At 38.9% G+C, this 24,471-nt stretch carries 23 protein-coding genes, 2 tRNA genes and 3 pseudogenes; 16 read left to right on the top strand and 12 right to left on the bottom strand.

Annotated elements, in window-relative coordinates; translation table 11 throughout:
• The first annotated feature begins 19 nt into the window (after positions 1-19).
• From DYI81_RS11000 to DYI81_RS11020, 5 genes are all read left to right on the top strand, one after another.
• Positions 20-217 carry an NF038104 family lipoprotein gene (locus DYI81_RS11000; protein WP_117007524.1) on the top strand — a complete coding sequence of 66 codons (198 nt, stop codon included), beginning with the start codon at positions 20-22 and terminating at the stop codon, positions 215-217.
• An 8-nt stretch (positions 218-225) separates the two neighbouring features.
• A complete protein-coding gene (gene recO, locus DYI81_RS11005; protein WP_171356351.1) occupies positions 226-939 on the top strand; it encodes a DNA repair protein RecO in 714 nt (237 codons plus the stop codon).
• 14 nt (positions 940-953) lie between these two features.
• On the top strand, positions 954-1,679 hold the full coding sequence (gene pdxJ, locus DYI81_RS11010; protein WP_106985894.1) for a pyridoxine 5'-phosphate synthase: 726 nt from the start codon (positions 954-956) through the stop codon (positions 1,677-1,679).
• A 16-nt stretch (positions 1,680-1,695) separates the two neighbouring features.
• Entirely contained in the window at positions 1,696-2,349 is a 654-nt protein-coding gene (locus DYI81_RS11015) for a tRNA-(ms[2]io[6]A)-hydroxylase (RefSeq protein ID WP_106985893.1), read from the top strand.
• A gap of 125 nt (positions 2,350-2,474) precedes the next feature.
• Complete coding sequence (locus tag DYI81_RS11020; RefSeq protein ID WP_117007543.1) at positions 2,475-3,308, top strand: DUF4198 domain-containing protein; 834 nt, start codon at positions 2,475-2,477, stop codon at positions 3,306-3,308.
• Positions 3,309-4,006: 698 nt separating this feature from the next.
• Here DYI81_RS11020 and DYI81_RS11025 read toward each other — a convergent pair.
• Positions 4,007-4,082 (bottom strand) — tRNA-Asn (locus tag DYI81_RS11025).
• A gap of 251 nt (positions 4,083-4,333) precedes the next feature.
• Between DYI81_RS11025 and DYI81_RS11030 the strand changes: the two genes are divergently transcribed.
• Entirely contained in the window at positions 4,334-4,792 is a 459-nt protein-coding gene (locus tag DYI81_RS11030) for a hypothetical protein (protein WP_106985892.1), read from the top strand.
• Between the two features lie 45 nt (positions 4,793-4,837).
• Here DYI81_RS11030 and DYI81_RS11035 read toward each other — a convergent pair whose 3' ends face one another.
• From DYI81_RS11035 to map, 3 genes are all read right to left on the bottom strand, one after another.
• Positions 4,838-5,272 (bottom strand): PaaI family thioesterase, encoded by a 435-nt coding sequence (locus DYI81_RS11035; RefSeq protein WP_117007526.1) that lies wholly within the window; start codon positions 5,270-5,272, stop codon positions 4,838-4,840.
• 324 nt (positions 5,273-5,596) lie between these two features.
• Positions 5,597-6,823: a pyridoxal phosphate-dependent aminotransferase gene (locus DYI81_RS11040; RefSeq protein WP_117007527.1), complete on the bottom strand. Its 1,227-nt coding sequence runs from the start codon at positions 6,821-6,823 to the stop codon at positions 5,597-5,599.
• Positions 6,824-7,123: 300 nt separating this feature from the next.
• Positions 7,124-7,951 carry a type I methionyl aminopeptidase gene (gene map / locus DYI81_RS11045; RefSeq protein ID WP_117007528.1) on the bottom strand — a complete coding sequence of 276 codons (828 nt, stop codon included), beginning with the start codon at positions 7,949-7,951 and terminating at the stop codon, positions 7,124-7,126.
• A gap of 207 nt (positions 7,952-8,158) precedes the next feature.
• Between map and rpsB the strand changes: the two genes are divergently transcribed.
• The 6 genes and pseudogenes from rpsB (at position 8,159) to DYI81_RS11075 (ending at position 12,728) form a co-directional block, all read left to right on the top strand.
• Entirely contained in the window at positions 8,159-8,905 is a 747-nt protein-coding gene (gene rpsB, locus DYI81_RS11050) for a 30S ribosomal protein S2 (protein ID WP_106985888.1), read from the top strand.
• A 141-nt stretch (positions 8,906-9,046) separates the two neighbouring features.
• Positions 9,047-9,925 (top strand): translation elongation factor Ts, encoded by an 879-nt coding sequence (tsf, locus tag DYI81_RS11055; protein ID WP_106985887.1) that lies wholly within the window; start codon positions 9,047-9,049, stop codon positions 9,923-9,925.
• A gap of 181 nt (positions 9,926-10,106) precedes the next feature.
• Positions 10,107-10,646 carry a DUF3465 domain-containing protein gene (locus DYI81_RS11060; RefSeq protein WP_117007529.1) on the top strand — a complete coding sequence of 180 codons (540 nt, stop codon included), beginning with the start codon at positions 10,107-10,109 and terminating at the stop codon, positions 10,644-10,646.
• A gap of 88 nt (positions 10,647-10,734) precedes the next feature.
• A pseudogene (locus tag DYI81_RS11065) lies at positions 10,735-11,570 on the top strand (AraC family transcriptional regulator).
• Positions 11,571-11,713: 143 nt separating this feature from the next.
• A pseudogene (locus DYI81_RS11070) lies at positions 11,714-12,414 on the top strand (AzlC family ABC transporter permease).
• 2 nt (positions 12,415-12,416) lie between these two features.
• The gene (locus DYI81_RS11075; RefSeq protein WP_117007530.1) at positions 12,417-12,728 is read left to right on the top strand and encodes an AzlD domain-containing protein; all 312 of its coding nucleotides are present in this window, start codon (positions 12,417-12,419) and stop codon (positions 12,726-12,728) included.
• 99 nt (positions 12,729-12,827) lie between these two features.
• On the opposite strand, the gene DYI81_RS11080 is transcribed toward DYI81_RS11075, so the two are convergent.
• The 8 genes and pseudogenes from DYI81_RS11080 to DYI81_RS11115 form a co-directional block, all read right to left on the bottom strand.
• Positions 12,828-13,283 carry an Mpo1-like protein gene (locus DYI81_RS11080; RefSeq protein WP_117007531.1) on the bottom strand — a complete coding sequence of 152 codons (456 nt, stop codon included), beginning with the start codon at positions 13,281-13,283 and terminating at the stop codon, positions 12,828-12,830.
• A gap of 198 nt (positions 13,284-13,481) precedes the next feature.
• Positions 13,482-14,096 (bottom strand): septal ring lytic transglycosylase RlpA family protein, encoded by a 615-nt coding sequence (locus DYI81_RS11085; protein WP_106985882.1) that lies wholly within the window; start codon positions 14,094-14,096, stop codon positions 13,482-13,484.
• Between the two features lie 286 nt (positions 14,097-14,382).
• Complete coding sequence (gene mltB / locus DYI81_RS11090; protein WP_117007532.1) at positions 14,383-15,381, bottom strand: lytic murein transglycosylase B; 999 nt, start codon at positions 15,379-15,381, stop codon at positions 14,383-14,385.
• A gap of 21 nt (positions 15,382-15,402) precedes the next feature.
• Positions 15,403-16,546: pseudogene (rodA, locus tag DYI81_RS11095) on the bottom strand (rod shape-determining protein RodA).
• A gap of 127 nt (positions 16,547-16,673) precedes the next feature.
• Complete coding sequence (locus DYI81_RS11100; protein WP_117007533.1) at positions 16,674-17,327, bottom strand: hypothetical protein; 654 nt, start codon at positions 17,325-17,327, stop codon at positions 16,674-16,676.
• A gap of 26 nt (positions 17,328-17,353) precedes the next feature.
• The gene (gene queF / locus DYI81_RS11105) at positions 17,354-18,166 is read right to left on the bottom strand and encodes an NADPH-dependent 7-cyano-7-deazaguanine reductase QueF (RefSeq protein WP_117007534.1); all 813 of its coding nucleotides are present in this window, start codon (positions 18,164-18,166) and stop codon (positions 17,354-17,356) included.
• A complete protein-coding gene (locus DYI81_RS11110; RefSeq protein ID WP_117007535.1) occupies positions 18,166-18,939 on the bottom strand; it encodes an ABC transporter permease in 774 nt (257 codons plus the stop codon). Before DYI81_RS11110 ends, queF begins: the two co-directional genes overlap by 1 nt.
• Positions 18,936-19,871 carry an ABC transporter ATP-binding protein gene (locus tag DYI81_RS11115; RefSeq protein WP_106985877.1) on the bottom strand — a complete coding sequence of 312 codons (936 nt, stop codon included), beginning with the start codon at positions 19,869-19,871 and terminating at the stop codon, positions 18,936-18,938. The genes DYI81_RS11110 and DYI81_RS11115 overlap by 4 nt, the downstream gene beginning before the upstream one ends.
• Before the next feature lie 178 nt (positions 19,872-20,049).
• Between DYI81_RS11115 and DYI81_RS11120 the strand changes: the two genes are divergently transcribed.
• The 4 genes from DYI81_RS11120 (at position 20,050) to DYI81_RS11135 (ending at position 24,112) form a co-directional block, all read left to right on the top strand.
• Positions 20,050-20,125, top strand: a tRNA-Arg gene (locus DYI81_RS11120).
• Between the two features lie 164 nt (positions 20,126-20,289).
• Complete coding sequence (locus DYI81_RS11125) at positions 20,290-21,519, top strand: integrase arm-type DNA-binding domain-containing protein (protein ID WP_117007536.1); 1,230 nt, start codon at positions 20,290-20,292, stop codon at positions 21,517-21,519.
• Positions 21,520-21,760: 241 nt separating this feature from the next.
• On the top strand, positions 21,761-22,741 hold the full coding sequence (locus tag DYI81_RS11130) for an integrase arm-type DNA-binding domain-containing protein (RefSeq protein WP_117007544.1): 981 nt from the start codon (positions 21,761-21,763) through the stop codon (positions 22,739-22,741).
• Positions 22,742-22,982: 241 nt separating this feature from the next.
• A protein-coding gene (locus DYI81_RS11135) for an IS3 family transposase (RefSeq protein ID WP_117007537.1) occupies positions 22,983-24,112 on the top strand; the annotation gives its coding sequence in 2 pieces (ribosomal slippage) (positions 22,983-23,235 and positions 23,235-24,112; 1,131 coding nt in all).
• Positions 24,113-24,471: the final 359 nt, after the last annotated feature.

Here is a 24,471-nt window from a genome sequence, read left to right on the forward strand (position 1 = left end):
AACTTTAAAAGGAATGGTCATGATAAAAGTTGTATTCATTGTAGCGAGTGTTTTTTTACTACAAGGCTGTATTACTAAAATTGTGACTGTTCCTGTTAAAGTTGCGTATAAAACGACGAAAGGTGTAGTGAAAAGCACTGCAGCTGTAGTTGGAGCTATCATTCCAGATGGTGAAGAAGATAGCAGTAAAGAACAAGATAAACAGAGCAAGGAATAATTGCCTGAATCATGCGTAATGAAATTTTGCATGGTTATCTCATCCATCATAGAAAATACCGTGAACGTAGTCATATTGTGCATTTATTTACACAAGAACACGGCCGTGTCGATGGTATTCTTAGGCAAACGCCACCTCCTCAATATCAGCCAATCTCACTGCAAGCATCAGGTAAATCTGATCTAAAAAATTTTACAAAATTAGAAATTGTCAATCAGCCGATTTTCTTTTTTGGTGATGCCTTCTTTTCTGGCTTTTATTTAAATGAAATTTTGTTGCGACTATGCCCATTAGAAGTAGAAATGCCTCAAACATTTTTACAATATGCAGAAACCCTAAGTAGTTTGCAAACGATGGCCCGGCAGATCAATCCAAATGAATTTTTAAGGCAAATTTTAAGAAAATTTGAACATGAATTGATTGAAGAATTGGGTTATCCATTAGACTTTTCTGTTGATGCATCACAGGCCGATATTAATCCCCTACAGTATTATCAGTTTCAACTGAATGCAGGCTTTATGCCGATTGTGCAAGCCAGTCGAGCGAGCTTAAGTGGACAGCAGATCTTGTCTATGTGTAATTATGAAAAGGGTATGGATTTTAATTCAGAACAGTTACAATTACTCTCTAAGCTCTATCGGCAAATGATTAGCTCTTTGTTGGGTGACAGACCTTTAAAAAGTCGCCAGCTTTGGATACAGAATTCTCAAACGAAAGCGTAATTTAGGAAAATATTATGGCTGCATTACTTGGTGTAAATATTGACCATGTCGCGACTTTAAGACAAGCACGTGGCACCACTTACCCAGATCCTGTAAATGCGGCGCTGATTTGCGAACAAGCAGGTGCAGAGGGTATTACCTTGCATTTGCGTGAAGACCGTCGTCATATTCAAGATGATGATGTGCGTCGTATGCGTCCTGTATTAAAAACACACATGAATTTGGAAATGGCAGTTACAGATGAAATGGTGGCTTTTGCAAAAGAGATCCAACCTCATCATGTTTGTTTTGTGCCTGAAAAACGCCAAGAAGTTACCACAGAAGGTGGTTTAGATGTGGTGGGGCATTTTGAAGATGTTAAAAAAGCGACACAAGAATTAGCAGCAATCGGATGTGAAGTGTCATTATTTATTGATGCTGATTTTGCGCAAATTGATGCGGCTGTTGCATGTGGTGCGCCGACCATTGAATTGCACACGGGTGCTTATGCGGACGCCGAAACAGCAGAAGCACAGCAACATGAATTAGAGCGTATTGTGAAAGGTGCTGAATATGCAGCATCTCAGGGCTTAATTGTAAATGCTGGGCATGGTTTAAACCTTGACAATGTGACGCCAATTGCGAAAATCCCACAGATTCACGAATTAAACATTGGTCACTCAATCATTGCAGATGCTGTATTTGTTGGTTTGGCACAAGCTGTGCAACAGATGAAAGCTGTGATTAAAGCCGCTCGTTAATTAAATAGTAAAGATAATGTCGAATATTAATTATGATGAACTCATGAAGCCAGTCATTGGCTTCTTGGGCTGTGAAACGCCAACTGCATGGTTGGATATGGCAGTGGATAATTTGGATATCCTGATGCAGGATCATGCCAATTGTGAAAAGAAGGCTGCCAGCACGGCCATGAACTTGATGTTCCGTTACAGTTTTTTCTCAGATTTACAGATTAAACTGGCGCAATTGGTGCGTGAAGAAATGCTTCATTATGAACAAGTGCTTGAGTTGATGGCAAAGCGCGGTCAAGAGTGGACGGCAATTAGTGCTGGTCGTTATGCGGGTGGTTTGCGAAAAGAAGTACGTACTTATGAGCCAGAAGCCTTAATTGATATTTTGGTGATTGGTGCTTTTGTAGAAGCACGCTCATGTGAGCGTTTTTATGCGCTTGCACCGCGTGTAGATGAAGAGTTAGGTCGTTACTACCGTTATTTACTTAAGTCTGAATCACGCCATTATGAGGACTATCTGTCGCTTGCAATGGATGTAGCTACGACGTCTAAACTGAAAAACCCGAAAGAAGATATTCAGGAGCGGATTGATCATATTCGTGAAGTAGAAAAGAATCTGATTAGTTCACCTGATGAATTATTTCGTTTTCATAGTGGTGTGCCAGTTCAGGCTGCTTAAGTTAAAAAAATCCTCCATAAATGGGGGATTTTTTATACCAATAAATAAATATAATTGATAATCATTTACAATTGGGTTTTTGGTTTTTAAAATGTCGACATTATTAATCGATGATTCAAATTTTTATGCATTCTTTTTTAAAACCTTGGATGTTCTTGTCATTGGGCTTGTTGAGTACAGCAGGTTTTGCGCACTATCCTTATAATGCACCATTAAATTATCAGACTTTTAATAATTATAGCGCAGTGGTTTCAGGCTTTTATGACAATCCTTTTGTGTCTGAGATCGCGATTAAGAATTTCAAATTCCACTATCACACGCCTGACGGTGAAAAAATTGAAATTGCAGATGATGCTTGGGCAAAAACTCAAACATTAAGTAGTTTTAGTTTAGAAAATAAACAAGATGGTACTTACCGTATTCGTGGCGTAAAACAAGGTTCTGCATCTCGCTTTGCTTTGGTTGATGGGCGGTGGAAAGCGCTAATTCAAGCAAAACGTGATGAAGCTAAGCCGCTTAAAGCAAATGTGGTGTATCAATCTGATTTGAAAAAAAATAGCAAAGTTAAAACTGTAGAAACACAGGAAATTATAGAAACTTTTATTTCACGTCGTACTATGTCAGATGTTTCTGTAAAGCATGTGCATGAAGGTTTTGATGTGCGTTTTATAAGTCATCCAAATACGTTGAAAGTAAATCAGCCAATTCAGTTGCAAGTTGTTGACTCTGCTCAAGGTGTGAAAGATGTAAAAGCATCGGTGTTGGCACAAAGTTATGCTTTTGAACGTACAGATCGTGTTTATCAAACCCTGCAATCTGATGATAAAGGTCACTTAAATTTTGTGATTAAAGATCAAGGCCAGTATCTTTTGACTGTAGATTATCAGCAACCGTTTACTGCAAAAGGGGATCAGTTAAAACGTTATAAATACACATTGGCATTTAACGTTGTTGAATAACATGATCATGAAAATGCTGACTTGAAGTCGGCATTTTTTTGAATCAATAGGGCATGTGATATCTAACTTGAGTTGAGAGAAGTTTTAGACTGTTGTTATAATTTTTGTCGTTGGTTTTATGGTTTAAAAGGGTTGTGGGTTTATATTGAAACTTTGACAAAGATTAAAAATATGGTTATTTTCTCTATATAGAGCAATATAAGTGGGACTTTACGCCCATGCGATTGCTTTATGTTGCAGTCAATGCAACCAAAAAAACCGCATTTATGCGGTTTTTTTGTTTTTCTTAGCTATTTATCAATATTGGTATTTTGCTGACAAGTCGTAAATTTTATTTAATCAAAAAAAATGCTTGTTAAATACGATATTGCATAATCTTGCTAAAATGTTTTTTAAAAATTGATGCTAAATTTAAGCAGTATTAGACTTTTCTCATAAATCATTTTTTACTTTTTGAAAGAACTTTATTTTTAAGGCTGGGTATTGGGTGGGTGTTAAATCTGTTGAATTGAGATGTTGAGAAACACTCTGTTTGGTTTGTTGCTTGTTTAGCATTGTGTTGTAAGGATGTTGGATTTTTTGAGCTAGAGTGCAAGTTAATCGTGAGTAAAGATGATTAAAAGGAATGAAAAGAAAGAAAAGTAAAAATAATAGTTAATAAAAAAACCGTTTCGCAATGAACGGTTTTTTTAAGTATTTGGCTCTCCCACCTGGGCTCGAACCAGGGACCTGCGGATTAACAGTCCGTCGCTCTACCGACTGAGCTATGGGAGAATCTGAGTGCGATTATAAGGACATTTGAGGGAGGGTCAAGAAGAAATTGCGATCTTTCGTTGATATTTGATTTGGATGTTGTTTATTTGCGCAAAAGAATTTAATTTTACTGAAATGTTAAATGTGGGCTTGCAAAAATAAAATTCAGTTGATAGTCTGAATTTAACAACAGAGCGTTTAGGCGAAAGCTTAGACAGTGTGGATTTAAACCCAACTTGCCAGCACTAAAATGGCTAAATAGGAGAAAGCGAATGAATACGCTTAGCATTTCTCAAATCTTCTCAAATTTCAAATTCTATCAAGACAACTACTTGTCGATTATTGCTGATCAAACTCAATATCAAACACCTGTAGAAGGTGCGTATGTTAACGTTTGGCCTTTGGGTCATCGTGACTTGCAGTTGGGTGATTTATTGCAATTATGGTTTAGTGAAAAGTGGTTAATTAATGCCTCTTGTCATTTGCGCTTTGAACATAAGGATGACGGCCGTCGCATTCCCTTGCAGCGTGATCATGATCTGTTTTTATTTCAGTTGGCGGGTAGTGCACTCTCTGGTTCAAACCGATCAAAAGTCTGGTCTGTGTCTGAACAGAAAGTGTTAAGTGTTGAGCTAGATAGCACACTCAAATATTATTGCTTTCAGAAAGGTAGCAATCGAATTGATTTGACGCAGCATCAATTAATTCGTGCATTGCAGTCCGCTATTTAAAGTTAAAAATTAAATGCTCGCATGACCATGCGAGCAGAAAACTTTTTAAGGATGAATAATCATGCATGTTGCAGTGGCATGTGCATATATCTTTCCTTCAGCATCAATAATTTTCCCTTCCGAAATGGCTAAATTTTTACTGATATTAATTAAATTACCTATTGCTAGTAGCTCTTGGTTTTTAGGGATTGGGCGACACATTTTGACATTGAGATCAATCGTGCCATAGCCGATACCAGCACCTAATGCTGAGTGTACGACGCATCCTGTGACCGTATCTAATACCGTTGCGGCAAAGCCACCATGTACCCCACCAAGTGGGTTTAAATGGCGCTGATCAGCTTGTACAACAAACTCTACATGACCTTGTTCAATCTTTTGCGGTTGCATAGGAATGATTTCACTAATGCTTGCTGGTGGAATTTGGCCTTGCATCATTGCCTTTAAAATTTCAAGTCCAGTCATTTCTTTTATATTCATTGCTATTTCTCGAGATAAATTAATTTTGTGGTTGGTTGTGGGTTCTAAAAAGGAACTGGTTTGAATAACATAGCTGAATATATAAAAAGAATGCAAATTCAATATTTGAATGCAAAAGTCAATTTTAAGTTTTTAGGTTTTGTATTTGAGTTAATTTTTTTGGAAAAAAGGCCAAATGAGCTTACTGATCTAGCTTGAATCGTGAATTTCATTTAATTGGTTGTGTGGGAAGATGGAGTGCTTTGATTTATCTCATGACTTATGAGTAGGTATAAAAAAACCCGCGAAATTCGCGGGTTTTTCAAATTTGATATTTAAATCAAATTATTTTTCAGCAGCAATTGAAGCAATCGCAGCATCTACGCCTTCGATTGAATCAGCAGCTTTCTTAATACGTGCAAGCGCATCTACAAGTACTTCGTCTGCAGTTGCATAAGAAATACGCATGTAACCACCTAGACCAAATGCATCGCCAGGAACTACTGCAACACCAGTTTCTTCCAACAACCATGCAGAGAATTCTGTGCAAGATTTTAAACCTTTTGCACGAATTAAAGGACGGATGTTTGCGTATGCATAGAATGCACCGTCAGCAGGAAGGCAAGTGATACCATTGATGTCGTTCAAACCTTTCACAACTAAGTCGTGACGGCGTTTGAATGCTTCAATCATTGGCTCAAGAACGTCTTGAGGACCATTCAATGCAGCTTCTGCAGCAACTTGTGAAATTGAAGTTGGGTTTGAAGTTGATTGAGATTGGATTTTTTTCATCGCACCAATCAGTTTAGCAGGGCCCGCTGCGTAGCCGATACGCCAGCCAGTCATTGCATAAGCTTTAGATACACCGTTAAGAACGATTACACGGTCATAAAGGTCAGGCGCTACAGTTGCGATGTTATAGAATTCGTCGTCCCAACGGATTGGTTCGTACATATCGTCAGAAGCGATATAAACTTCTGGGTATTTACGAAGAACTTCAGCCAAAGCTTCTAATTCGGCTTTAGTGTAGATCATACCTGTTGGGTTTGATGGGCTGTTTAAAACAACTAAACGAGTTTTGTCAGTAATTGCTGCTTCTAATTGAGCAGGTGTGATTTTGAAGCGTTGTTCTTCACCACATTTTACAATTACAGGCACGCCTTCAGCGATGATGACCATGTCAGGGTAGCTTACCCAGAATGGTGCAGGGATGATCACTTCATCGCCCTTGTTTAACAAAGCAAGTGCTAAGTTGAAGAATGACTGTTTACCACCACAAGAAACCAAGATTTGGTTTGCTGCATAGTCAAGATTATTATCACGTTTTAATTTTGCGATAATTGCTTTTTTAAGGCCTGGAGTACCGTCAACAGCTGTATATTTTGTAAAGCCGTTGTTAATTGCTGCAATTGCTGCATCTTTGATGTGTTGTGGTGTGTCGAAATCAGGTTCGCCAGCGCCCAAACCAATAACGTTTTTACCCGCAGCTTTCAATTCAGCTGCTTTGTTCGTTACAGCAAGAGTTGGGGACGGTTTGATGGCATTTACACGATCAGAGAGACGTACGTCCACGGCAGTATTCCTTCTTATAGGGATTAAAAATTAAAAAGCACATTATCTTAGCCTAAAATGGTGCATAAAGGGGAGTGTGAATTGGCTTAATCATAAAAAAGTCTACATAAATTTTGAAAAAGCATAAAAATGAAGTGGAGACTTCAACTTATTTTGAATTTTTAGCCATTAATATGAATATGGATAAAAGAGAACTACAGATTAAATCTAAATTTTTTGAGAAAAATAGAGTGATATACCATTTCACATGCGCAATAAAAAAGACCGCAACAGGGCGGCCTTTTTATGTTTATCTCACACTTAGTTTTGGAAGCGTGATAAATCTTCTTCTGGACGTGCAGTTAATACTTCAATACCGGTTTTAGTCACTAAAATCGTATGTTCGTATTGAGCAGATAAACTGTGGTCTTTAGTTACCACAGTCCATTTGTCACCAAGAAGTTTAGTTTTCCAGTCACCACCATTTACCATAGGTTCAATGGTAAAAGTCATGCCTTCTTCTAAAATCATGCCTGAATCTGCTTGGCCATAATGTAATACTTGTGGCTCATCATGGAACACTGTGCCGATACCGTGACCACAATATTCACGTACTACGCCAAAACGTTCAGATTCAACATATTTTTGAATCGCATGGCCAATGTCACCAATGGTAGAACCAGGTTTAACAGTTTCCATACCACGGTACATTGCTTCTTGAGCTACTTTACACAAACGGTTGGCCAAAATAGATGTTTCACCACCGACGATATACATCATGTTGGTGTCACCATGATAACCATCTTTAATTACAGTCACATCAATATTGAGGATGTCGCCTTTTTTCAGCACTTTAGATTCAGATGGAATGCCGTGGCATACCACGTGGTTAACAGATGTGCAAATTACATGCTGAAACGCTGGGCGACCAGGCGCTGCACCGTAACCTAAACATGCTGGAATAGCATCTTGTTTGTTGACAATATAGTCATGACAAATCGTATCAAGTTCGAGGGTAGTCACACCTGGAACAATATGCGGTTTGATCATATCCAAAACTTCTGCAGCCAGCCGACCAGCCACACGCATTTTTTCAATTTCGTCTGGAGTTTTAATTAAACGGCGGGGAGCTTCGTAAGTACTGTTCATGATCTCTAAAAACTTTTGGAAATTTGTATGTGACTATGGTATAAATAGCCGCCCATTTTATCAAATGCTTTTTCGTGAATATCTTTCACGAGCTTTGTGCGATGGGGCATTAAAATCCGCACATATATCGACACATATCTCTGGGTGCCTTTTTAGGTGGAGAATGCGGGTATATGGAGGCCTAACCCAAACTTTAAGGTAAAGAAAATGGCAGATTACAACGTAAGCATGCGCGACCTTCTTCAAGCTGGCGCTCACTTCGGTCACCAAACACGTTTTTGGAATCCAAAAATGCGCGAATACATCTTCGGCGCGCGCAACAAAATTCACATCATCAACCTTGAGCACACTGTTCCTGCGTTAAATGATGCTTTGAACTTTGCTAACAACTTGGCTAGCAAAAAGAACAAAGTTTTGTTCGTTGGTACAAAACGTGCAGCTTCTGCAATCATCCGTGAACAAGCTCAACGCGCAGGTCAACCATACGTTGATCACCGCTGGTTGGGTGGTATGTTGACTAACTGGAAAACTCTTCGCCAGTCAATCAACCGTCTAAAAGACCTTCAAACTCAATCTCAAGATGGCACTTTCGCTAAGCTTACTAAACGTGAAGCTTTAGAACGTACTCGTGAGATGGAAAAACTTGAACGCGGTCTTGGCGGCGTTAAAAACATGGGTGGTTTACCTGACGCATTATTCGTAATCGACGTTGATCACGAAGCTATTGCAATTAAAGAAGCTAAAAACCTTGGTATTCCTGTAATCGGTATCGTTGATACAAACTCTAACCCAGACAACGTAGACTACGTTATTCCTGGTAACGACGATGCGATCCGTGCAGTTACTCTTTATGCTTCTGCTATGGCTGACGCGATTCTTGCTGGTAAAGAATATGCTCAATCACAAGCAAATGCACAAGCTAAAGGCGAAGAAGCTCCTGCTTCTGAGGCTTAATGCGTTTGACGTGAGCTTGTCATTTTTGCGACATGTGATGGTGGCAAAGTAAGCGTTATGTATGCAGGCGGCCCATGAGATACCTCTGGGCCGTTTCTGTTCTAAAAAGAATTCATTTTCTACCGTATTTAGGAGAATAACATGACTGCAGTTACAGCAAGCATGGTTAAAGAATTGCGCGACCGTACTGGTCTTGCGATGATGGAATGTAAAAAAGCATTAACAGAAGCGGGCGGTGACATCGAATTAGCGATTGACAACCTTCGTAAATCTGGTCAAGCAAAAGCAGCTAAAAAAGCTGGTAACATTGCTGCTGACGGTGCGATCACTATCGCTCAAGAAGGTAACAAAGCGCTTCTTTTAGAAGTTAACTGCCAAACTGACTTCGTTGCTAAAGACGAAAACTTTGCTGGCTTCTCTGCTAAAGTTGCTGCTGCTGCGCTTGCTGCAAACGTAACTGATGCTGCTCAAATTGCTGAATTAAAACTTGAAGATGGCGCTACAGTTGAAGAAGCTCGTATTGCTCTTGTTCAAAAAATCGGTGAAAACATCCAAGTTCGTCGCGCAACTATCGTTGAAGGCGAAAACCTTGCTGTTTACAAACACGGTTTAAAAATCGGTGTTGTTGTATCTTACACAGGTGACGAAGCTACTGGTAAAGGTTTGGCAATGCACGTTGCTGCGTTCAACCCAGTTGCTGTAACTGAAGCTGACGTTTCTGCTGATCTTATCGCTAAAGAGAAAGAAATCGCTGAAGCTAAAGCACTTGAATCTGGTAAACCAGCGAACATCGTTGAAAAAATGGTTACTGGTTCAGTTCAAAAGTACCTTAACGAAGTTGTACTTGTTAACCAAATGTACGTAATTGACAACGACAAGAAAGTTGCTGAAATTCTTAAAGCGACTTCAACTACTGTAGCAAACTTCGTACGTTTCGAAGTTGGTGAAGGTATTGAGAAAAAAGCAGAAATGAGCTTCGCTGACGAAGTTGCTGCTGCTCAAGCTGCTGCTGCACAATAATTTTTTGCGATTTCGCTAAAAATTAAGTGTTAAAAAAAGTCCCCACTGGGGGCTTTTTTTATGTTTGCACTTTTATATGAACATTATTTTAAGTTTTGTAAGTTTGCAGCAAAATTGTGCATTTAGAATGTGATGAACTGCTTTAAGATAATGAGCAAATAGAGGAAGAAATAGATTAAAAATGGCGAATAAAACACATCTTGGAATTGGCTCGGTCATCGTTTTACTGATTGCAGCATATTTGGGTTTAGATGTAGGGTCTAAATCAGAGCAATCTGTATCGCAGCAGGTATCTGTAGCTGAACAGGCAAATGAGTCCAAAGTTCAGCCAAAAGAAACGCCTAAAACATTTGATCATCAAAAAAATACAGATACTGTATCGCAGGATGACCTTGCAAAAATTCAGCAAGCCTTTGCTCAACAGAAAAGTAATGTACAGGTGCAATCTGTCGGTACAGTTAAAGCTGTGTTAAAAGATGATAACGAAGGATCGCGCCATCAAAAATTTATTTTAAAGTTGAATAATGGGCAGACAGTATTGGTTGCACATAATATTGATCTTTCACCGCGAATTGATCATTTGCAAAAAGGAGATACTGTGGAATTTTATGGTGAGTACGAATATTCGGCGCAAGGTGGTGTAATTCATTGGACGCATCATGATCCAAATGGTCGCCATGTGGATGGTTGGCTGAAACATCAGGGTAAAATTTACCAATAATTGTATATTTTATGAAGTGGAGAGCAATTTTGTTCTATGCTTTTCATACGTTCTTGCTAATGTAAATTCTTAGCGCGTAGGAATGAGTATGCAAGACACTAATGTGATTGAGTTTGTAGATTATTGGCATGTCCAAGAGTTGGGGGGGGGCTTAGAGCTCTTAAAAGCATCCTATCAACAAACACATTTTTCAAAACATACACATGAGGGCTATTGTATTGGTTTGATTGATGAAGGTGCGCAATCCTTCTTACGTACGGGCTCTCAACATATTGCACGCAAAGGTGACATTATTTTAGTCAATGCTGATGAGGTGCATACGGGATCATCGGCTGTTGAAACGGGTTGGTGTTATCGAGCTATTTATCCAACACCTGAAATGATCAAAGAGATGAGCTGCGATTTTTTAATGAGCGTAGTATGGCACCTTGGTTTCCTTAAGCTGTCATACATGATCAGGGGCTAGCTGAACAATTAAATTTACTCTTTGACTTGTTAATACAACCTAAAAATGTGTTGTTTAAACAAAGTTTATATGTGTCAACTGTGGCCTATTTGTGCAGTAAGTATGCTAAACAAAAACAACAACTTAAAATATGCACCGAGGTGCAGGATAAAATAAAAATTATCCAAGATCTTTTAGTCGCTGAGCCAGAAAAAGAGCACCAGCTTGCGGATTTAGCGCAAATGGTGGGCTTAAGCCAGTGGTATTTGTTACGACAGTTTAAAAAGCATACAGGATTGCCACCACATGCATGGCTCATCCAGTGCCGTTTACGTAAATCATTAAAATTATTAAAACAGGGTCAAGAGATTGCCATTACAGCGCAATTGTGCGGATTTTCAGATCAAAGCCATTTTAATCGACATTTTAAAAAATCCTTAGGCTGTACACCTGCTCAATATACATTGCATCATAAATAAGATGATCTTGTGTTAAGACAATTGAAGCTTATTCAACGTGTGCTTCTACTATTTGAGTAAAAACATGAGCAATTTTGTACAAGTATCACACGTGCTGAAGTTGCATATTGGCAAGGTCAAAATGTTGAATTGAGTGGTTGGCGATGAATAGGTCAGATTGTAAGGATAATAAACACCCATCTTTAGGTTTTTTGCAGGGCATGAAAGATATATTGCCATTATCAATTGCTGTTATTCCTTGGGCTGTGCTGGCAGGTTCTGTTGCTGTGCATGCTGGATTAACATTTATGCAAGCCTTAGGAATGTCAGCATTGGTATTTGCTGGCACTGCGCAACTGGTCAGTTTAAGTATGCTGACTGCAGGCGCATCAATTTTTAGTATTGTGTTAACTATTTTTTTCTCACCAGTCAGCATTTTGTATATGCATTACAACTTCAAAAAGACATCGGTCATAGGCCACTTATTCAACGCATCACGATTGGCTTTTTACTGACAGATGAGCTATACGCGACAGCAATGTTAAAACATCACCGTCCATATTGGTATTTACTTGGGGCTGGCTTGAGCTTTTATGTCTGTTGGGTGGGTTTTAGCCTTGTAGGAATACGTTTGGCTACTCGGATTCCCGATTTAAATAGCTTTCATTTAGAATTTTCGATTGTGTCCATTTTTATTGTGATGGCGATTCTTCTCATTAAAAATAAAATTGCGATCGTTGGGATATGTGTTTCTGCTGTTATGGCCATTGTTTTAACGTGGATGCAATTGGATGTGGCGATTTTACTTGCTGGGTTGAGCGGTATGTTTGTATCAGCATGTCTCGATACATTGCAGGAGGCTTAAACATGAGTTGGGTATTATTAATCAGTCTTGCAATGGTGACATTTTTTAATCGTTATCTTTTTTTGGAGCCGAAAACAGGTGTTGTTGTGCCTAAATTTATGATGTGTATGCTGAAATATGCTGTACCCTGTTTAATGATTTCAATTGCAACACCTATCGTGTTTTTTGATCATGCTACATGGAAAGGCATGGGGCATAATGAATATATTTATGGTGCTATTTTTTGCATTTTAATAACAGCAATCACCCAAAAAATGCTCCTCAGTATTGTGGCAAGTTTATTGTTTTTTTATGGATTGCTGTATTTATTTTAACTTTGCTTAAGCCCTTCGAATTGCATATTGAAATAGACTAAAAAAGCTGAAAAATACATTTTAAAAAGTAATTCTCAGCATAATTAAAAAATATATGTGCTAAATACTCGTCATTTGCGTTTTATGGCGTGTTTCCCATTTTGCGCTAACTTTACCTAGGTATGCATCTAGGCACCAAATAGGGCTAATCAGGAGAAATTGAAGATCTTTAAAGAAAGAAGGTTTTTTCCCTTCAACTTTATGTCCATAAAATTGGCCAATCCATGCCAAAACAAACAGCGAAATATATAAACCAAAGCCCTTCGGTAAGAGAAAAATAAGCCATGCCATGACCAAGGTGAGGGCAGCCATTGCAATGGCTAATACGACATCTAAACGCGCATAAAAAATGAGGGCTAAAATAAACACCAATGCCGCCAACAACACACTAAAATTGGCCAAGATGCCGATGATGGAAAAGTAGATGGTTGGCACGCAGACCCAATGCATTAATTTATTAGTGGGATCTTGGTGGCTTTCGCTATATTCATCAAACCATTCCTGAATAGTTTTCATTGCGATGTCCTTCGCGTAGTTTAATCGGGTATAGCTAAAAATATAATTCAGTTTGATGTGTTGGTCAAAACGAAGCAAAAAAATGTTGGATCAAGATAGGGCGGAGCTGATATACGTGAAGCCCATATATAAACACAAGATATAAAAAAACCGCATAAGCGGTTTTTTTGTTAAATGTATGCAAATTCATAGGGAGCCTTATGAAGATGGACCATCTACACGTTCAATATTGACTCTTGCTGTACCACTGTTGGTAATGCCGAGTTGTTTTGCAGCACCATAAGACAAGTCTAAGATTCGGTTGCCGTGGAATGGACCACGATCTGTTACTTTTACAACAATACTTTTGCCATTGTTTTTATTCGTTACACGAATAAAGCAGTTGAGTGGCAAGCTACGATGTGCTGCTGTCAATGCATTCATATCGAATGTATCACCACTGGCAGTTTTACGACCGTGGAATTGACGACCATACCATGACGCTGTACCTGTTTGGCTAAAGCGACGTACGGTGTTTGATGCAACATCGTTCAGTTTTTCAATCACTGAAGGCTCGTCTTCAGGAATTTCAATTTTAGCAGCGATTGTTTCGCGACGAATTTTATCGCCAGAACGCTCAGTGATTGAAAGGCTGCTTAGGTTTTTAAAATTTGAATTAAAGCTCTGTGCTTCTTTGTTGAGGGCACGAGCGGCTAGACGTGAATGATCATTATCATTATTGAATGATGATGATTGAACCATCTCAGCTTGCGATTGACTCAGGGCAACTGTGGTAGCGACCGCTAAGATATATTTAATAATCGACGACTGCATTGTTTATCTCCCAAGGACATTTAGCATGAATCATTCAAGTGATTGATATTCATACCAACATGTCTGATATTTCACTTTTGCAACTACATTTAACGAAATGGATAATATTCATCCTCCGATTCCGCTGTCTAGTGTTTAATTAAAATAATTTAAAATTGTACGAAAAAATAACATTTGTTGTATAAAAAATAATCAATAATGTAACAAGATATGTAGAAAGTGCGAAATGTGATCAAATTGGCTAAAAAAAATGTTGACATTTTTTGTCAGTTTTAAATTACAAGCCTTATTGGCTTGTAATTTCGTTACCTAGGAGCCATAAAGCAGTGGCATACATACGACTTTTGTTATAGGTGGTAATGACTTGAAAATTGGGGTAGGTAATGTAATAAATTGGCCCATAACTGTCTTGCAATTGAATGACATTCACAAGATCTAAGTCATCTATTTTTACGATAGGATTCAATGGGCTAATGCCTTGAGCCTTTAGCACACCGTAGGGTACGGGCTGTGTTAAATCTTTAGAAATAACGCTATCTGGATTATTGCCAGCATAACGGGCTGCAAATGCAATCGGTTGGTCACGTTGCCAGCCATGTTGTGCTAAATAATTTGCAATCGAGCCGATGGCATCTACAGCGGAATTTCTAAGGTCAACATGACCATTGCCGTCGTAGTCGACACCGAGTTTGGCTACATTGCTCGGCATAAACTGTGGGTAACCCACTGCGCCAGCGTATGAGCCAACTACCGAGTTGGTTGGAATCCCATCGCGGTATGACCAAGCGATTAAAGCTGCTAGCTCATCTTGGAAATAAGCAGCACGACGTTCATAGCCAAAACCTAGGGTTGCGAGCGCATCACGGGTCACGAATGAACCCTTATTTGAGCCAAAACCTGTTTCTACACCTAAAATGCCTAAAATGACTGATTGTGGAACTCCAAATTGTTGTTCAGCACGATTGAGTGTGTCGGAATATTGTTGTTTAAAGCGGACACCACGCTGAATCGTGCTGTTGGCTAAAAAGTTGGTTTTATAGTCATACCATGGTTTGCTTTCACCAGGTCTGTTCATAATACTAATAATGTTGGGTATATTTTTCGCACCATTCATCGCCCAATCAACCTGTTCGGCTGTTAAACCATAGGTTTGCATGGTTTTTTGTTTAAAGCTGGGGTAAGCAGGGTTGGATTGAAAATCGTTAGCTTGGCAAAAGCTGGTCAGCGATAACGCGCCAGTAATTAATAAAATGCTTTTCAGTTTGTTATAAAAGTGTGTATGCATAAAAACTCAATTCCACGAATTTTATTTGTGGGTGTAAATCGACATGACGATGCCAAAAGATGCCATCAAAGTAATGATTGCAGTTCCGCCATAACTTATGAACGGCAGAGGAATACCCGTTACAGGTAATATACCGCTAACCATTCCTGCATTTACAAAAATATATACAAAAAAAGACAAACCTAAGCCACCTGCGAGCAATTTTCCATAATGATGAAAGGATTGCATACTAATTTGCAGTGTTCGTAAAATAATGGCCAAATAAAGCGAAAATAAAATGATGATGCCAATCAGTCCAAATTCTTCAGAAAAAGCAGCAATAATAAAATCTGTATGTCCTTCAGGTAAAAAATGAAGGTGAGACTGCGTGCCATTTAAATAGCCTTTTCCAAAGAATCCACCTGAGCCAATGGCAATTTTGGATTGAATAATGTTCCAGCCTGCACCTAATGCATCTGCCTCAGGATTAAATAAAGTCAGTACTCGGGTTTTTTGGTAGTCATGTAATAGAAACTCCCAAAGCATAGGGACAATAATAGAAATGAGTGCCGTTGCACTACCAATTAATTTCCATGACAAGCCACTTAAAAATAAAAATCCCACTTGCTAAGACCAATGCAGATGTTCCTAGGTCAGGTTGTTTTGCAATCAAAAAGAATGGAATTAACGTGAGTAATAATGCTTTAAAAATTCTACTCAAAGCAGGCGGGATAGATGCTCTCGATAACATCCATGCAGCGGCCATGGGCATAGCAATTTTCATAAACTCACTGGGTTGCACACTGCCGAATCCGGGGATACCAATCCAACGCTTAGCGCCAAGGCGGACTTCACCAAATGCAAATACTGCAAATAGGCACAACAAACCAAAAACATAAAAAAATGGTGATAATGCTTGGTAAATTTTAGGTGGGATTTGTGCTAGAAAAAACATGACGGCAAATCCAATGCCGAAACTCATGGCTTGTTTTAAAACCATAGACGTATTTTGACCTGAAGCACTATATAAGGTCATTAAGCCGAGACAAGCAGTCAGCAGTATAAAAAGGCATAGCCACGGATCAAGATGAATACGTGTGAAAAAATGATGCTCATTTTTGATACTGAGCCCATCGCGTGGAGAATTGCGTAAAAATTTTAGCAGAATATCTGATTGTAAAGGCATAATCGTTATCATCCGCCCACATGAAGTTGGGCGCGATGCTATCACGTGATCTGTTCTTCATCCGTGATAGTATGGTTATTCATACAAAAAAACCTAGCTAAGCTAGGTTTTTTGTGAAAGACAATATTTAGTTCAAATTGAACATATCGTCATGTGCTTCAGCAAGTGCTATAAGTTCATCTTTGGTCAAATTTGGAAAGATTTTATCAATTGCAATATGAATGGCTTTAATCACAGCAGATGAGCCGATATCCGCAGCTTTGCGTTTGATCATGCCCAAATCTAATGTTTTATTAAAATCATTCATAAAATGACGTACTGCTGCTTCTGCAAATTGTTTATACAATTCTGCAAGTGCAGCTTTATTTACATCTGCGCCACTTTTGATTTCAGCAAAGCTATTTTTAAGGTTGGTTAACAAGCTTGTATCCAGGCTAAAGCCGACACGATGTGCACCAGCTGCATCTTTAAATAAGCTCCGTTCAGAAAATTCAATCGATTGTTTAACTACATCATTCGAAGCTTTGCTTAAAAGTTGTTTCAGTAATACTGCAACTGTGGACTTTACGTAACCCGCTAATTTCTCGGCGGTATCACGTTTGTCGCTGGCTGGGAATAGATGTACTGGAGCTAATATTGTCGCTCCAATAATTTCTTCGTTAATCAGCAGAGCAGTTTTATCGCGTAGTGGATAAAGTGTTTCGCTTGAATTTTTCTTTGCATGACCTTCTTGAATACTGCTGAGAAGTTCCGCTGAAGGAATAAAACCAAAAAATGGCATCTTATTAAACCTCAATGTTCTTAATTTTATTGACGCGCCAATCGAATTGGGCGAGGCATCCATGTTGGGTCCGATACACGGCAAGGATTAATGTCTAAACCACCGCGACGTGTATAAGTGGCATAAACCATCAGTTGTTCTGGTTTCAGGTTCTGCCATATATCAGCATACATTTGTTCTACACATTGCTCGTGAAAACCATTGTGCTGACGGTAAGAGATAATATAGGCCAAGATACTTTTGTAACAAGGCTTTTTACCCTTATAACGTATAAATACAGTGCCCCAGTCCGGTTGTCCAGTGACTGGACAGTTACTTCTTAATAAATGTGAATAAAGTTGGACTTCAACGTGCTCATCACTTGCATCAAATTGTAATAAAGAGGCATCAGGATGTTCTTCTAAGCGCTCCGGTTGAAGCGTATCAATACAAATACCTTCAGGTTGTGCAATGGCTAAATCATTAGCAGCAAATAGATCAATCGTCACAGGTGCTTCGGCAGCTTGTGATAAATCTTTCTCTACGGTTGCAATAAAGGCATCTTTAGAGTCGAACTTGGTAAAGTTCATACTATTAAAGTAGAGCTTTAATGATTTAGATTCGATGAGATTGGTTGATGATGCAGGTAAAGTGAGTCGGCCAATTGCAACTTGTGGAATGCCCATTGCATTGAGCCATGAAATTTCAAAAACATGCCACCAGTCTTTACCTTGTTGAATGCCTTCAACATGTGCATAAGTCTCACGTGCAGGTGCACGAGCGATCGGGAATAGAATATCGGGCTGATATTCAGTTGGGTAATTGGTGTCTTTACCTAAAAGTGATTGTTCTACAGTCATTATTCACGCATTCCTGAACCGCGGGAGAGGAGTTGATAAGCTACGGTATACAACACAGCACAGCAGGCTGTAATAACAGTCAATGAAATAGCAACATTGACATCGCTATGGCCCAAAATACCATAACGAAAAGCGTTGACCATGTATACCACAGGGTTAATTAAAGAAAGATTTTGCCAAAAAGGGCTTAATGCTGAAATTGCATAAAATACGCCACCTAAATAAGTCAGTGGTGTGAGTACAAAAGTTGGGATAATGGATATGTCATCAAATGATTTTGCGTAGACAGCATTGATAAACCCGCCCAATGAGAAAAGTAGGGAAGTGACTAATACTGTATATATAGTTACAAACCAATTGGTAATATATAAGTCGGTAAAAAATAGGCTCATTGCAGTAACAATAATACCGACCAATACACCACGGCAAACACCACCAATCACATAGCCACATAAAATCATATGCAACGGTACTGGGCTCATAATCAGCTCTTCAATGCTTTTTTGAAATTTAGCACTGAAAAAACTGGATGATACATTGGCGTAGCTGTTCGTAATCACTGCCATCATAATTAGGCCAGGCACAATAAATTGCATATAGGTAAAGCCACCCATCGTACCGATACGTGAACCGACTAAATTGCCGAAAATCACAAAATACAGACTCATGGTAATTGCAGGTGGAAGTAGTGTTTGTGGCCAAATCCGCATGAAACGGCGGATTTCTTTATAAACGAGGGTATAAAGTGCGACTTGGAGCTGGGAGAAATTCATTGTGCTGCGCCCTCAAGATTTTTTTCAACCATTTTTACAAAGAGTTCTTCTAAGCGGTTTGATTTATTGCGCATACTACGAACTTGAATATTCTGTGCTTGCATCAGCTGGAATAAATCATTCAAATTGTGAGATTTATCCATGGTCACTTCAAGTGTCATAGGGTCGACCAAATTAAAACGCACACCAATAATATCGATCAGAAGTGGTTGAATAGGCTCAGCTAAATCAAAAATAAAGGTTTCTTCATTTAACTGGCTTAAGAAGCCTTTCATGCTGGTATCTTCTTTAATCACACCGCGGTCAATAATTGCAATGCGACGGCACAGTACTTCAGCTTCTTCTAAATAATGTGTGGTGAGAATGATGGAAGTGCCTTTTTCATTTATTTCTGTCAGGAAGTCCCACATTGAACGGCGCAATTCAATATCGACACCTGCTGTTGGTTCATCAAGAATTAACAGTTTTGGTTCATGCATCATGGCGCGGGCAATCATTAGGCGGCGTTTCATACCGCCAGAAAGCATACGTGCTTGAGTGCTACGTTTTTCCCAGAGACCGAGCTTTTCTAAATATTCTTCTGCACGTTTTTCTGCAATTTTTTTAGGAATGCCATAATAACCAGCTTGAGTGACTAAAATGTCGAAGGTTTTTTCAAACTGCCCAAAATTAAATTCTTGAGGAACGACACCTAGCTGTTGTTTTGCATGTGAAGGATGGGTATCCAAGTTATGGCCAAAAATCTCGACTGTGCCAGAAGTTTTTTTGGTCAAAGAACTGATGATGCTAATCGTGGTTGATTTGCCTGCACCGTTTGGGCCAAGTAGGGCATAAAACTCACCTTCGGGCACCGTCAAATTAATGCCTTTTAAAGCTTGAAACCCATTTTTATAGGTTTTTGACAGTTCCCTGAGTGTCAGTGCATCAGTCATGTGGTTCTCACTTGGTGAATAATGTGGTTATTGTGAGCGATCTAGGCAAATAAACCAAGTAAATGGGATGGAATTCTGAGTTGCAAATATAGAACTTTGTACAAAGCGTAGACACTAATATGCAAGACTTATATATAGTTGCTTTACCTGAGAGAATTTTTTGATATGATGTGCACGCGCGCTCATAGCTCAACTGGATAGAGTACAGGTCTCCGAAGCCTGTGGCGTGGGTTCGAGTCCCGCTGGGCGCACCATTTCACTGTTTTACCTCATCCGAAGAAATACGAAAATCATTAAAAATAAATAGCTTACGTACTTCTATTGTCCGATAATGTCCGAAGGCGTTTTAGGATACCGTAAAGTTTTACGGTATTTTTTACGGTATATCCCGTTTCTTGCAAAAATATACCGTAAAAAGATGCCTAAACTCGTTGTTAGTCTTACTGACTCAAAAATTAAATCAGCAATATCAATGCAAAAGAAATCATCTGAAAAAAATATTAAGCTTTCAGATGGTGGCGGTCTTTATCTGTTATTAGATACAAAAGGTGGGGCATATTGGCGCTTTGATTATGTTCGCCCAATTACAAAGAAAAGAGCTACTATCGCAATTGGTGTTTATCCAAGCTGTACATTAGCATCAGCACGTGCAAAACGAGGCGAGTTCAGAGAACAGCTTGTTCAGAATATTGATCCTGCCATGCAGAAAAAACGAGAAGCTGAAATAACGCATAAAAAAAATACTTTTAAGCTAATCGCAAATGAATATCGTAAAACAGAAGAGTTGGAGCCTAGCACTCAGCGAAGGAATCAATTTGTTTGGGATAAGTTGTATGCTGCAATTGGAGATTATCCGATAGACAGTATTACACCATCGCAAATTTTAGAAGTGTGTCGTATATACGAAAGGCAAGGTAAGACAGATTCAGCAAAGCGTATGAGAAGCAAAGCATCCCAAGTCTTTCGTTATGCGATTGCTTTAGGCTTATGCCAATTTAATGTGGCAGACCAAATCAGTGGGATTTTAAAAGTTGGTAAAACCAAGCATAGATCTGCGGTCACAGATGAGCAGTTGTTAGGACAGTTATTAAGGAATATTTATAATAGTGTTGGTCGGGGTGATATCGCGATAGATTATGCTGTAAAAATTTTACCCCATGTTTTTGTACGTCCAGGAGAGTTGAGGGGCGCGAAGTGGGCAGACATTGATTTTGAAAATCGAGTTTGGAAATACACTCCTCCTAAGACGAAGAATCAGACAGCATTACAGCATATTGTTCCTCTGTCAGATCAAGTAATAACCTTATTTAAAGAATTACACCAGATGACAGGTTATACCGAGTATTGCTTTGTATCGATGCGAGATCAGTCTAAAACGATTAGTGAGTCAACTATTAACAAGCGGTTAAAGCAATATGGTTTTGAAAATGGTGAAACGACAGGTCATGGCTTTAGGGCTACAGCCAGAACTTTATTGGATGAGGTATTAAAGTTTCCTATCGAAAGGATTGAACAGCAACTTGCTCATCAGGTTCGTGATATGCATGGCAGAGCATACAACCGTACAAAGTATTTAGAAGAGCGTACAGTGATGATGCAAGCATGGTCTGATTATTTGGATCAATTAATGTATAAAAATGTAGAGTAGTTAATTTAATACATATTAGCGAATTTTAGTTTCAGTTAAGTTGCCGCCACCTCCACCAAAATTCTTTCCGAAGTAGTCCATCGGAATATAAAAAAAGACTTTAAAATCAATGTTTAAGGGCTTTTTTATTGGCTGTATTGTCCGATACTGTCCTAAGCGATTTGACCCTATTTTTGCTTTGTGTGGGTAAAAATTGGCAAAATTTACCCAGAAATTAACACAACAAATTCTGGTTAAAGATATGTCACTCACAGATGCAGAATGTAGAAAAGCCCAACCGAAAGACAAGCAATATCGTCTATCAGATTCACATGGTTTATCGCTGATTATTGCGACTAAAGGTCAGAAGTATTGGAATGTCCGCTATACTGTTCATGGGCAGCGTCAATCTGAGTCACTAGGACCATACCCAGAACTTAGTTTGAAAAAAGCTAGAGAAATGGCTTATGAACTTAAGTATAAACATTCAAAATCAGTACTTCATGAGGACATAAAGCCTTTTTTTAAAGAAGTAGCTGAAGATTGGTTTGAGAACCAGAAAGAAACGTGGTCCCCGAAGCACATTAGCAATGTCAGAGCATCTCTAGATGAATTGTATCTTTCATTAGAAAATAAGCGTATTAATCAGATTCAAGCACCTGAAATTTTACAGATCATAAAAAAGATTGAGGCAAGAGGCTCACTTGAAGTAGCCAAACGTACCTTATCTCGCTGTGGCATGGTCATGAAGTACGCTATTGCACACGGCTATCGCTACGATAATCCTGCAGGTGATTTGGTCTATGCACTAAAAAATAAGCGTGTGAAAAATTTAGCATCATTACCTGCTTCAGATATGCCTGAATTTCTTAGACGTATTAAAGCCTATCCTGCCGATGCTCAAACGCATCATGCGATTATTCTGATCATGCTTACAGGCGTTCGGGTAAGTGAGTTACTGCAAGCACGTTGGGATGAATTTGATGTAGATGATCGTAAGTGGGATATCCCTGCTGAGCGTATGAAGAACGGTTTACCCCATCGTGTGCCTTTAACAGACATGATGATCGATGAGCTTCAGGCATTACGTTTAACACATAACCAGAACTTATTATTCCCACACAGATTAAATAACAAAGAGCCTATGCGTAGTGAATCGATTTTGGCTGTGATCAAGCGGTCTGGCTATGCGGGTCGAATGACAACTCATGGCTTTAGATCACTATTCAGTACGGTGGGGTAATCCCCCCTAAAAATAATAGGATCTAAAAGTAGAATTTTCTCTTAAGATACGAGCAGGAGATTCTGCATGAAAACATCTAAATTTACTGATAGTCAGATCATGTCCATCTTGAAACAGGCAGAATCTGGCACACCTGTAGCGACCCTTTGCCGTGTGATGTGGTTCTAGGATTTTAGACCACGCCTATAAGTGATAATCTACTCCCCAATAAGCATGGGAAATGCTTGTTTTGGAGTCAACCATGACACGAAGAAAACGTCGTAATCATTCAGCAGAGTTTAAAGTTAAAGTTGCTCTCGCAGCAATTAAAGGCGACTACACACTCGCTGAACTTTCTACTCAATTCGATTTACATCAAAACCAAATCATTGATTGCAAAAATCAACTGCTTGAACAATCAGTCAATATTTTTTCACGACCAACAGCACAACAAGAACCTGAGATTGACCTCAAAGCTCTACATGCCAAGATAGGACATCAGGCATTGCAAATTGATTTTTTAGAAGGTGCGCTCAGAAAAATAGGGCAGCTGAGCGGCAAAAAATGATCGATAAGACCCATCAACTTTCGGTACGACAACAATCGCAATTGATCCAAATCAATCGCAGTACGTTGTATTACAAGCCCAAAGAGATTTCATCAACTGATTGGAGTTTGATGCGTCTGATCGATGAAATTCATCTCGACCACCCATTTATGGGCAGTCGAATGATACGAGATATGCTACAGCGTCAAGGACATCAAATAGGTCGGCGTAAAGTCCGACGTTTAATGCGCTTGATGGGAATACATGCCTTGTATCCAAAACCCAATACCAGTAAGCCTAATCTTGCACACCGTATTTTCCCATATCTGTTGAAAAACATGGTCATCGATCACTCTAATCAAGTCTGGTGTACAGATATAACGTACATTCCTATGGCTAAAGGCTTTGTCTATCTATGTGCAATTATAGATTGGCATAGTCGTAAAGTACTGGCTCATCGAGTATCGATCAGTATGGAAACAGACTTTTGCATAGATGCGTTGCAAGAAGCAATTGTAAAATATGGTTGTCCTGAGGTGTTCAATACAGACCAAGGCAGTCAATTCACAAGCGAGGCATTTTTGAATGAGTTAAAATTGCGAAATATCCGTATCAGTATGGATGGGAAAGGACGATGGATGGATAATGTGATGATTGAGCGTTTATGGCGCAGCGTGAAGCATGAGGAAGTTTATTTGAAGGCTTACGATACGGTTAAACAAGCGAAACAATCAATTGCTGAATATTTGGATTTTTATAACAAGATACGTCCTCATTCAAGTTTGAATAAGGCAACACCGAATGAATTTTATGATCAACATTTACTAAAAGTAATGGCAGCATAATTTAAATATTTAGAGCGGATTTATCACTTATAAAACTGAATTGAGTGGTCTAATTAACGGAACCACGTTACTAAGTTTTAGTTTTGTTTGCAATTGTTTAGATTAAAAATGGGGCATTAAGCTAAGCGTAATTTAGTGCCCATTAAAATAAGAATGTAAATAACAAGAATACTTTTCAATCTAAGTGTGTTCTTAAATTATTTCTTATTTCAAATTTATACTTTTCAACAGTTTGAACCGTACCGGGTTTGTCGGAGACATTTTTATTTAAGTTAGGCCACGTGACCTAACGGGTTAATCTTATCATAGTACATTGCTTCAAACTCAAAAGGCGATACATAACCCAATGCGCTGTGTAC

The organism is Acinetobacter sp. SWAC5, assembly GCF_003419885.1.
Taxonomy (GTDB): Bacteria; Pseudomonadota; Gammaproteobacteria; order Pseudomonadales; family Moraxellaceae; genus Acinetobacter; species Acinetobacter cumulans.

Excerpts from the sequence above, each read along its gene's own strand:
- DYI81_RS11000 (WP_117007524.1), top strand. The coding sequence starts at position 20 with ATGATAAAAGTTGTATTCATTGTAGCGAGTGTTTTTTTACTACAAGGC.
- pdxJ (WP_106985894.1), top strand. The coding sequence starts at position 954 with ATGGCTGCATTACTTGGTGTAAATATTGACCATGTCGCGACTTTAAGA.
- DYI81_RS11015 (WP_106985893.1), top strand. The coding sequence starts at position 1,696 with ATGTCGAATATTAATTATGATGAACTCATGAAGCCAGTCATTGGCTTC.
- DYI81_RS11020 (WP_117007543.1), top strand. The coding sequence starts at position 2,475 with ATGCATTCTTTTTTAAAACCTTGGATGTTCTTGTCATTGGGCTTGTTG.
- DYI81_RS11030 (WP_106985892.1), top strand. The coding sequence starts at position 4,334 with ATGAATACGCTTAGCATTTCTCAAATCTTCTCAAATTTCAAATTCTAT.
- DYI81_RS11035 (WP_117007526.1), bottom strand. The coding sequence starts at position 5,272 with ATGAATATAAAAGAAATGACTGGACTTGAAATTTTAAAGGCAATGATG.
- map (WP_117007528.1), bottom strand. The coding sequence starts at position 7,951 with ATGAACAGTACTTACGAAGCTCCCCGCCGTTTAATTAAAACTCCAGAC.
- rpsB (WP_106985888.1), top strand. The coding sequence starts at position 8,159 with ATGGCAGATTACAACGTAAGCATGCGCGACCTTCTTCAAGCTGGCGCT.
- tsf (WP_106985887.1), top strand. The coding sequence starts at position 9,047 with ATGACTGCAGTTACAGCAAGCATGGTTAAAGAATTGCGCGACCGTACT.
- DYI81_RS11060 (WP_117007529.1), top strand. The coding sequence starts at position 10,107 with ATGGCGAATAAAACACATCTTGGAATTGGCTCGGTCATCGTTTTACTG.
- DYI81_RS11075 (WP_117007530.1), top strand. The coding sequence starts at position 12,417 with ATGAGTTGGGTATTATTAATCAGTCTTGCAATGGTGACATTTTTTAAT.
- DYI81_RS11080 (WP_117007531.1), bottom strand. The coding sequence starts at position 13,283 with ATGAAAACTATTCAGGAATGGTTTGATGAATATAGCGAAAGCCACCAA.
- DYI81_RS11085 (WP_106985882.1), bottom strand. The coding sequence starts at position 14,096 with ATGCAGTCGTCGATTATTAAATATATCTTAGCGGTCGCTACCACAGTT.
- mltB (WP_117007532.1), bottom strand. The coding sequence starts at position 15,381 with ATGCATACACACTTTTATAACAAACTGAAAAGCATTTTATTAATTACT.
- DYI81_RS11100 (WP_117007533.1), bottom strand. The coding sequence starts at position 17,327 with ATGCCATTTTTTGGTTTTATTCCTTCAGCGGAACTTCTCAGCAGTATT.
- queF (WP_117007534.1), bottom strand. The coding sequence starts at position 18,166 with ATGACTGTAGAACAATCACTTTTAGGTAAAGACACCAATTACCCAACT.
- DYI81_RS11110 (WP_117007535.1), bottom strand. The coding sequence starts at position 18,939 with ATGAATTTCTCCCAGCTCCAAGTCGCACTTTATACCCTCGTTTATAAA.
- DYI81_RS11115 (WP_106985877.1), bottom strand. The coding sequence starts at position 19,871 with ATGACTGATGCACTGACACTCAGGGAACTGTCAAAAACCTATAAAAAT.
- DYI81_RS11125 (WP_117007536.1), top strand. The coding sequence starts at position 20,290 with ATGCCTAAACTCGTTGTTAGTCTTACTGACTCAAAAATTAAATCAGCA.
- DYI81_RS11130 (WP_117007544.1), top strand. The coding sequence starts at position 21,761 with ATGTCACTCACAGATGCAGAATGTAGAAAAGCCCAACCGAAAGACAAG.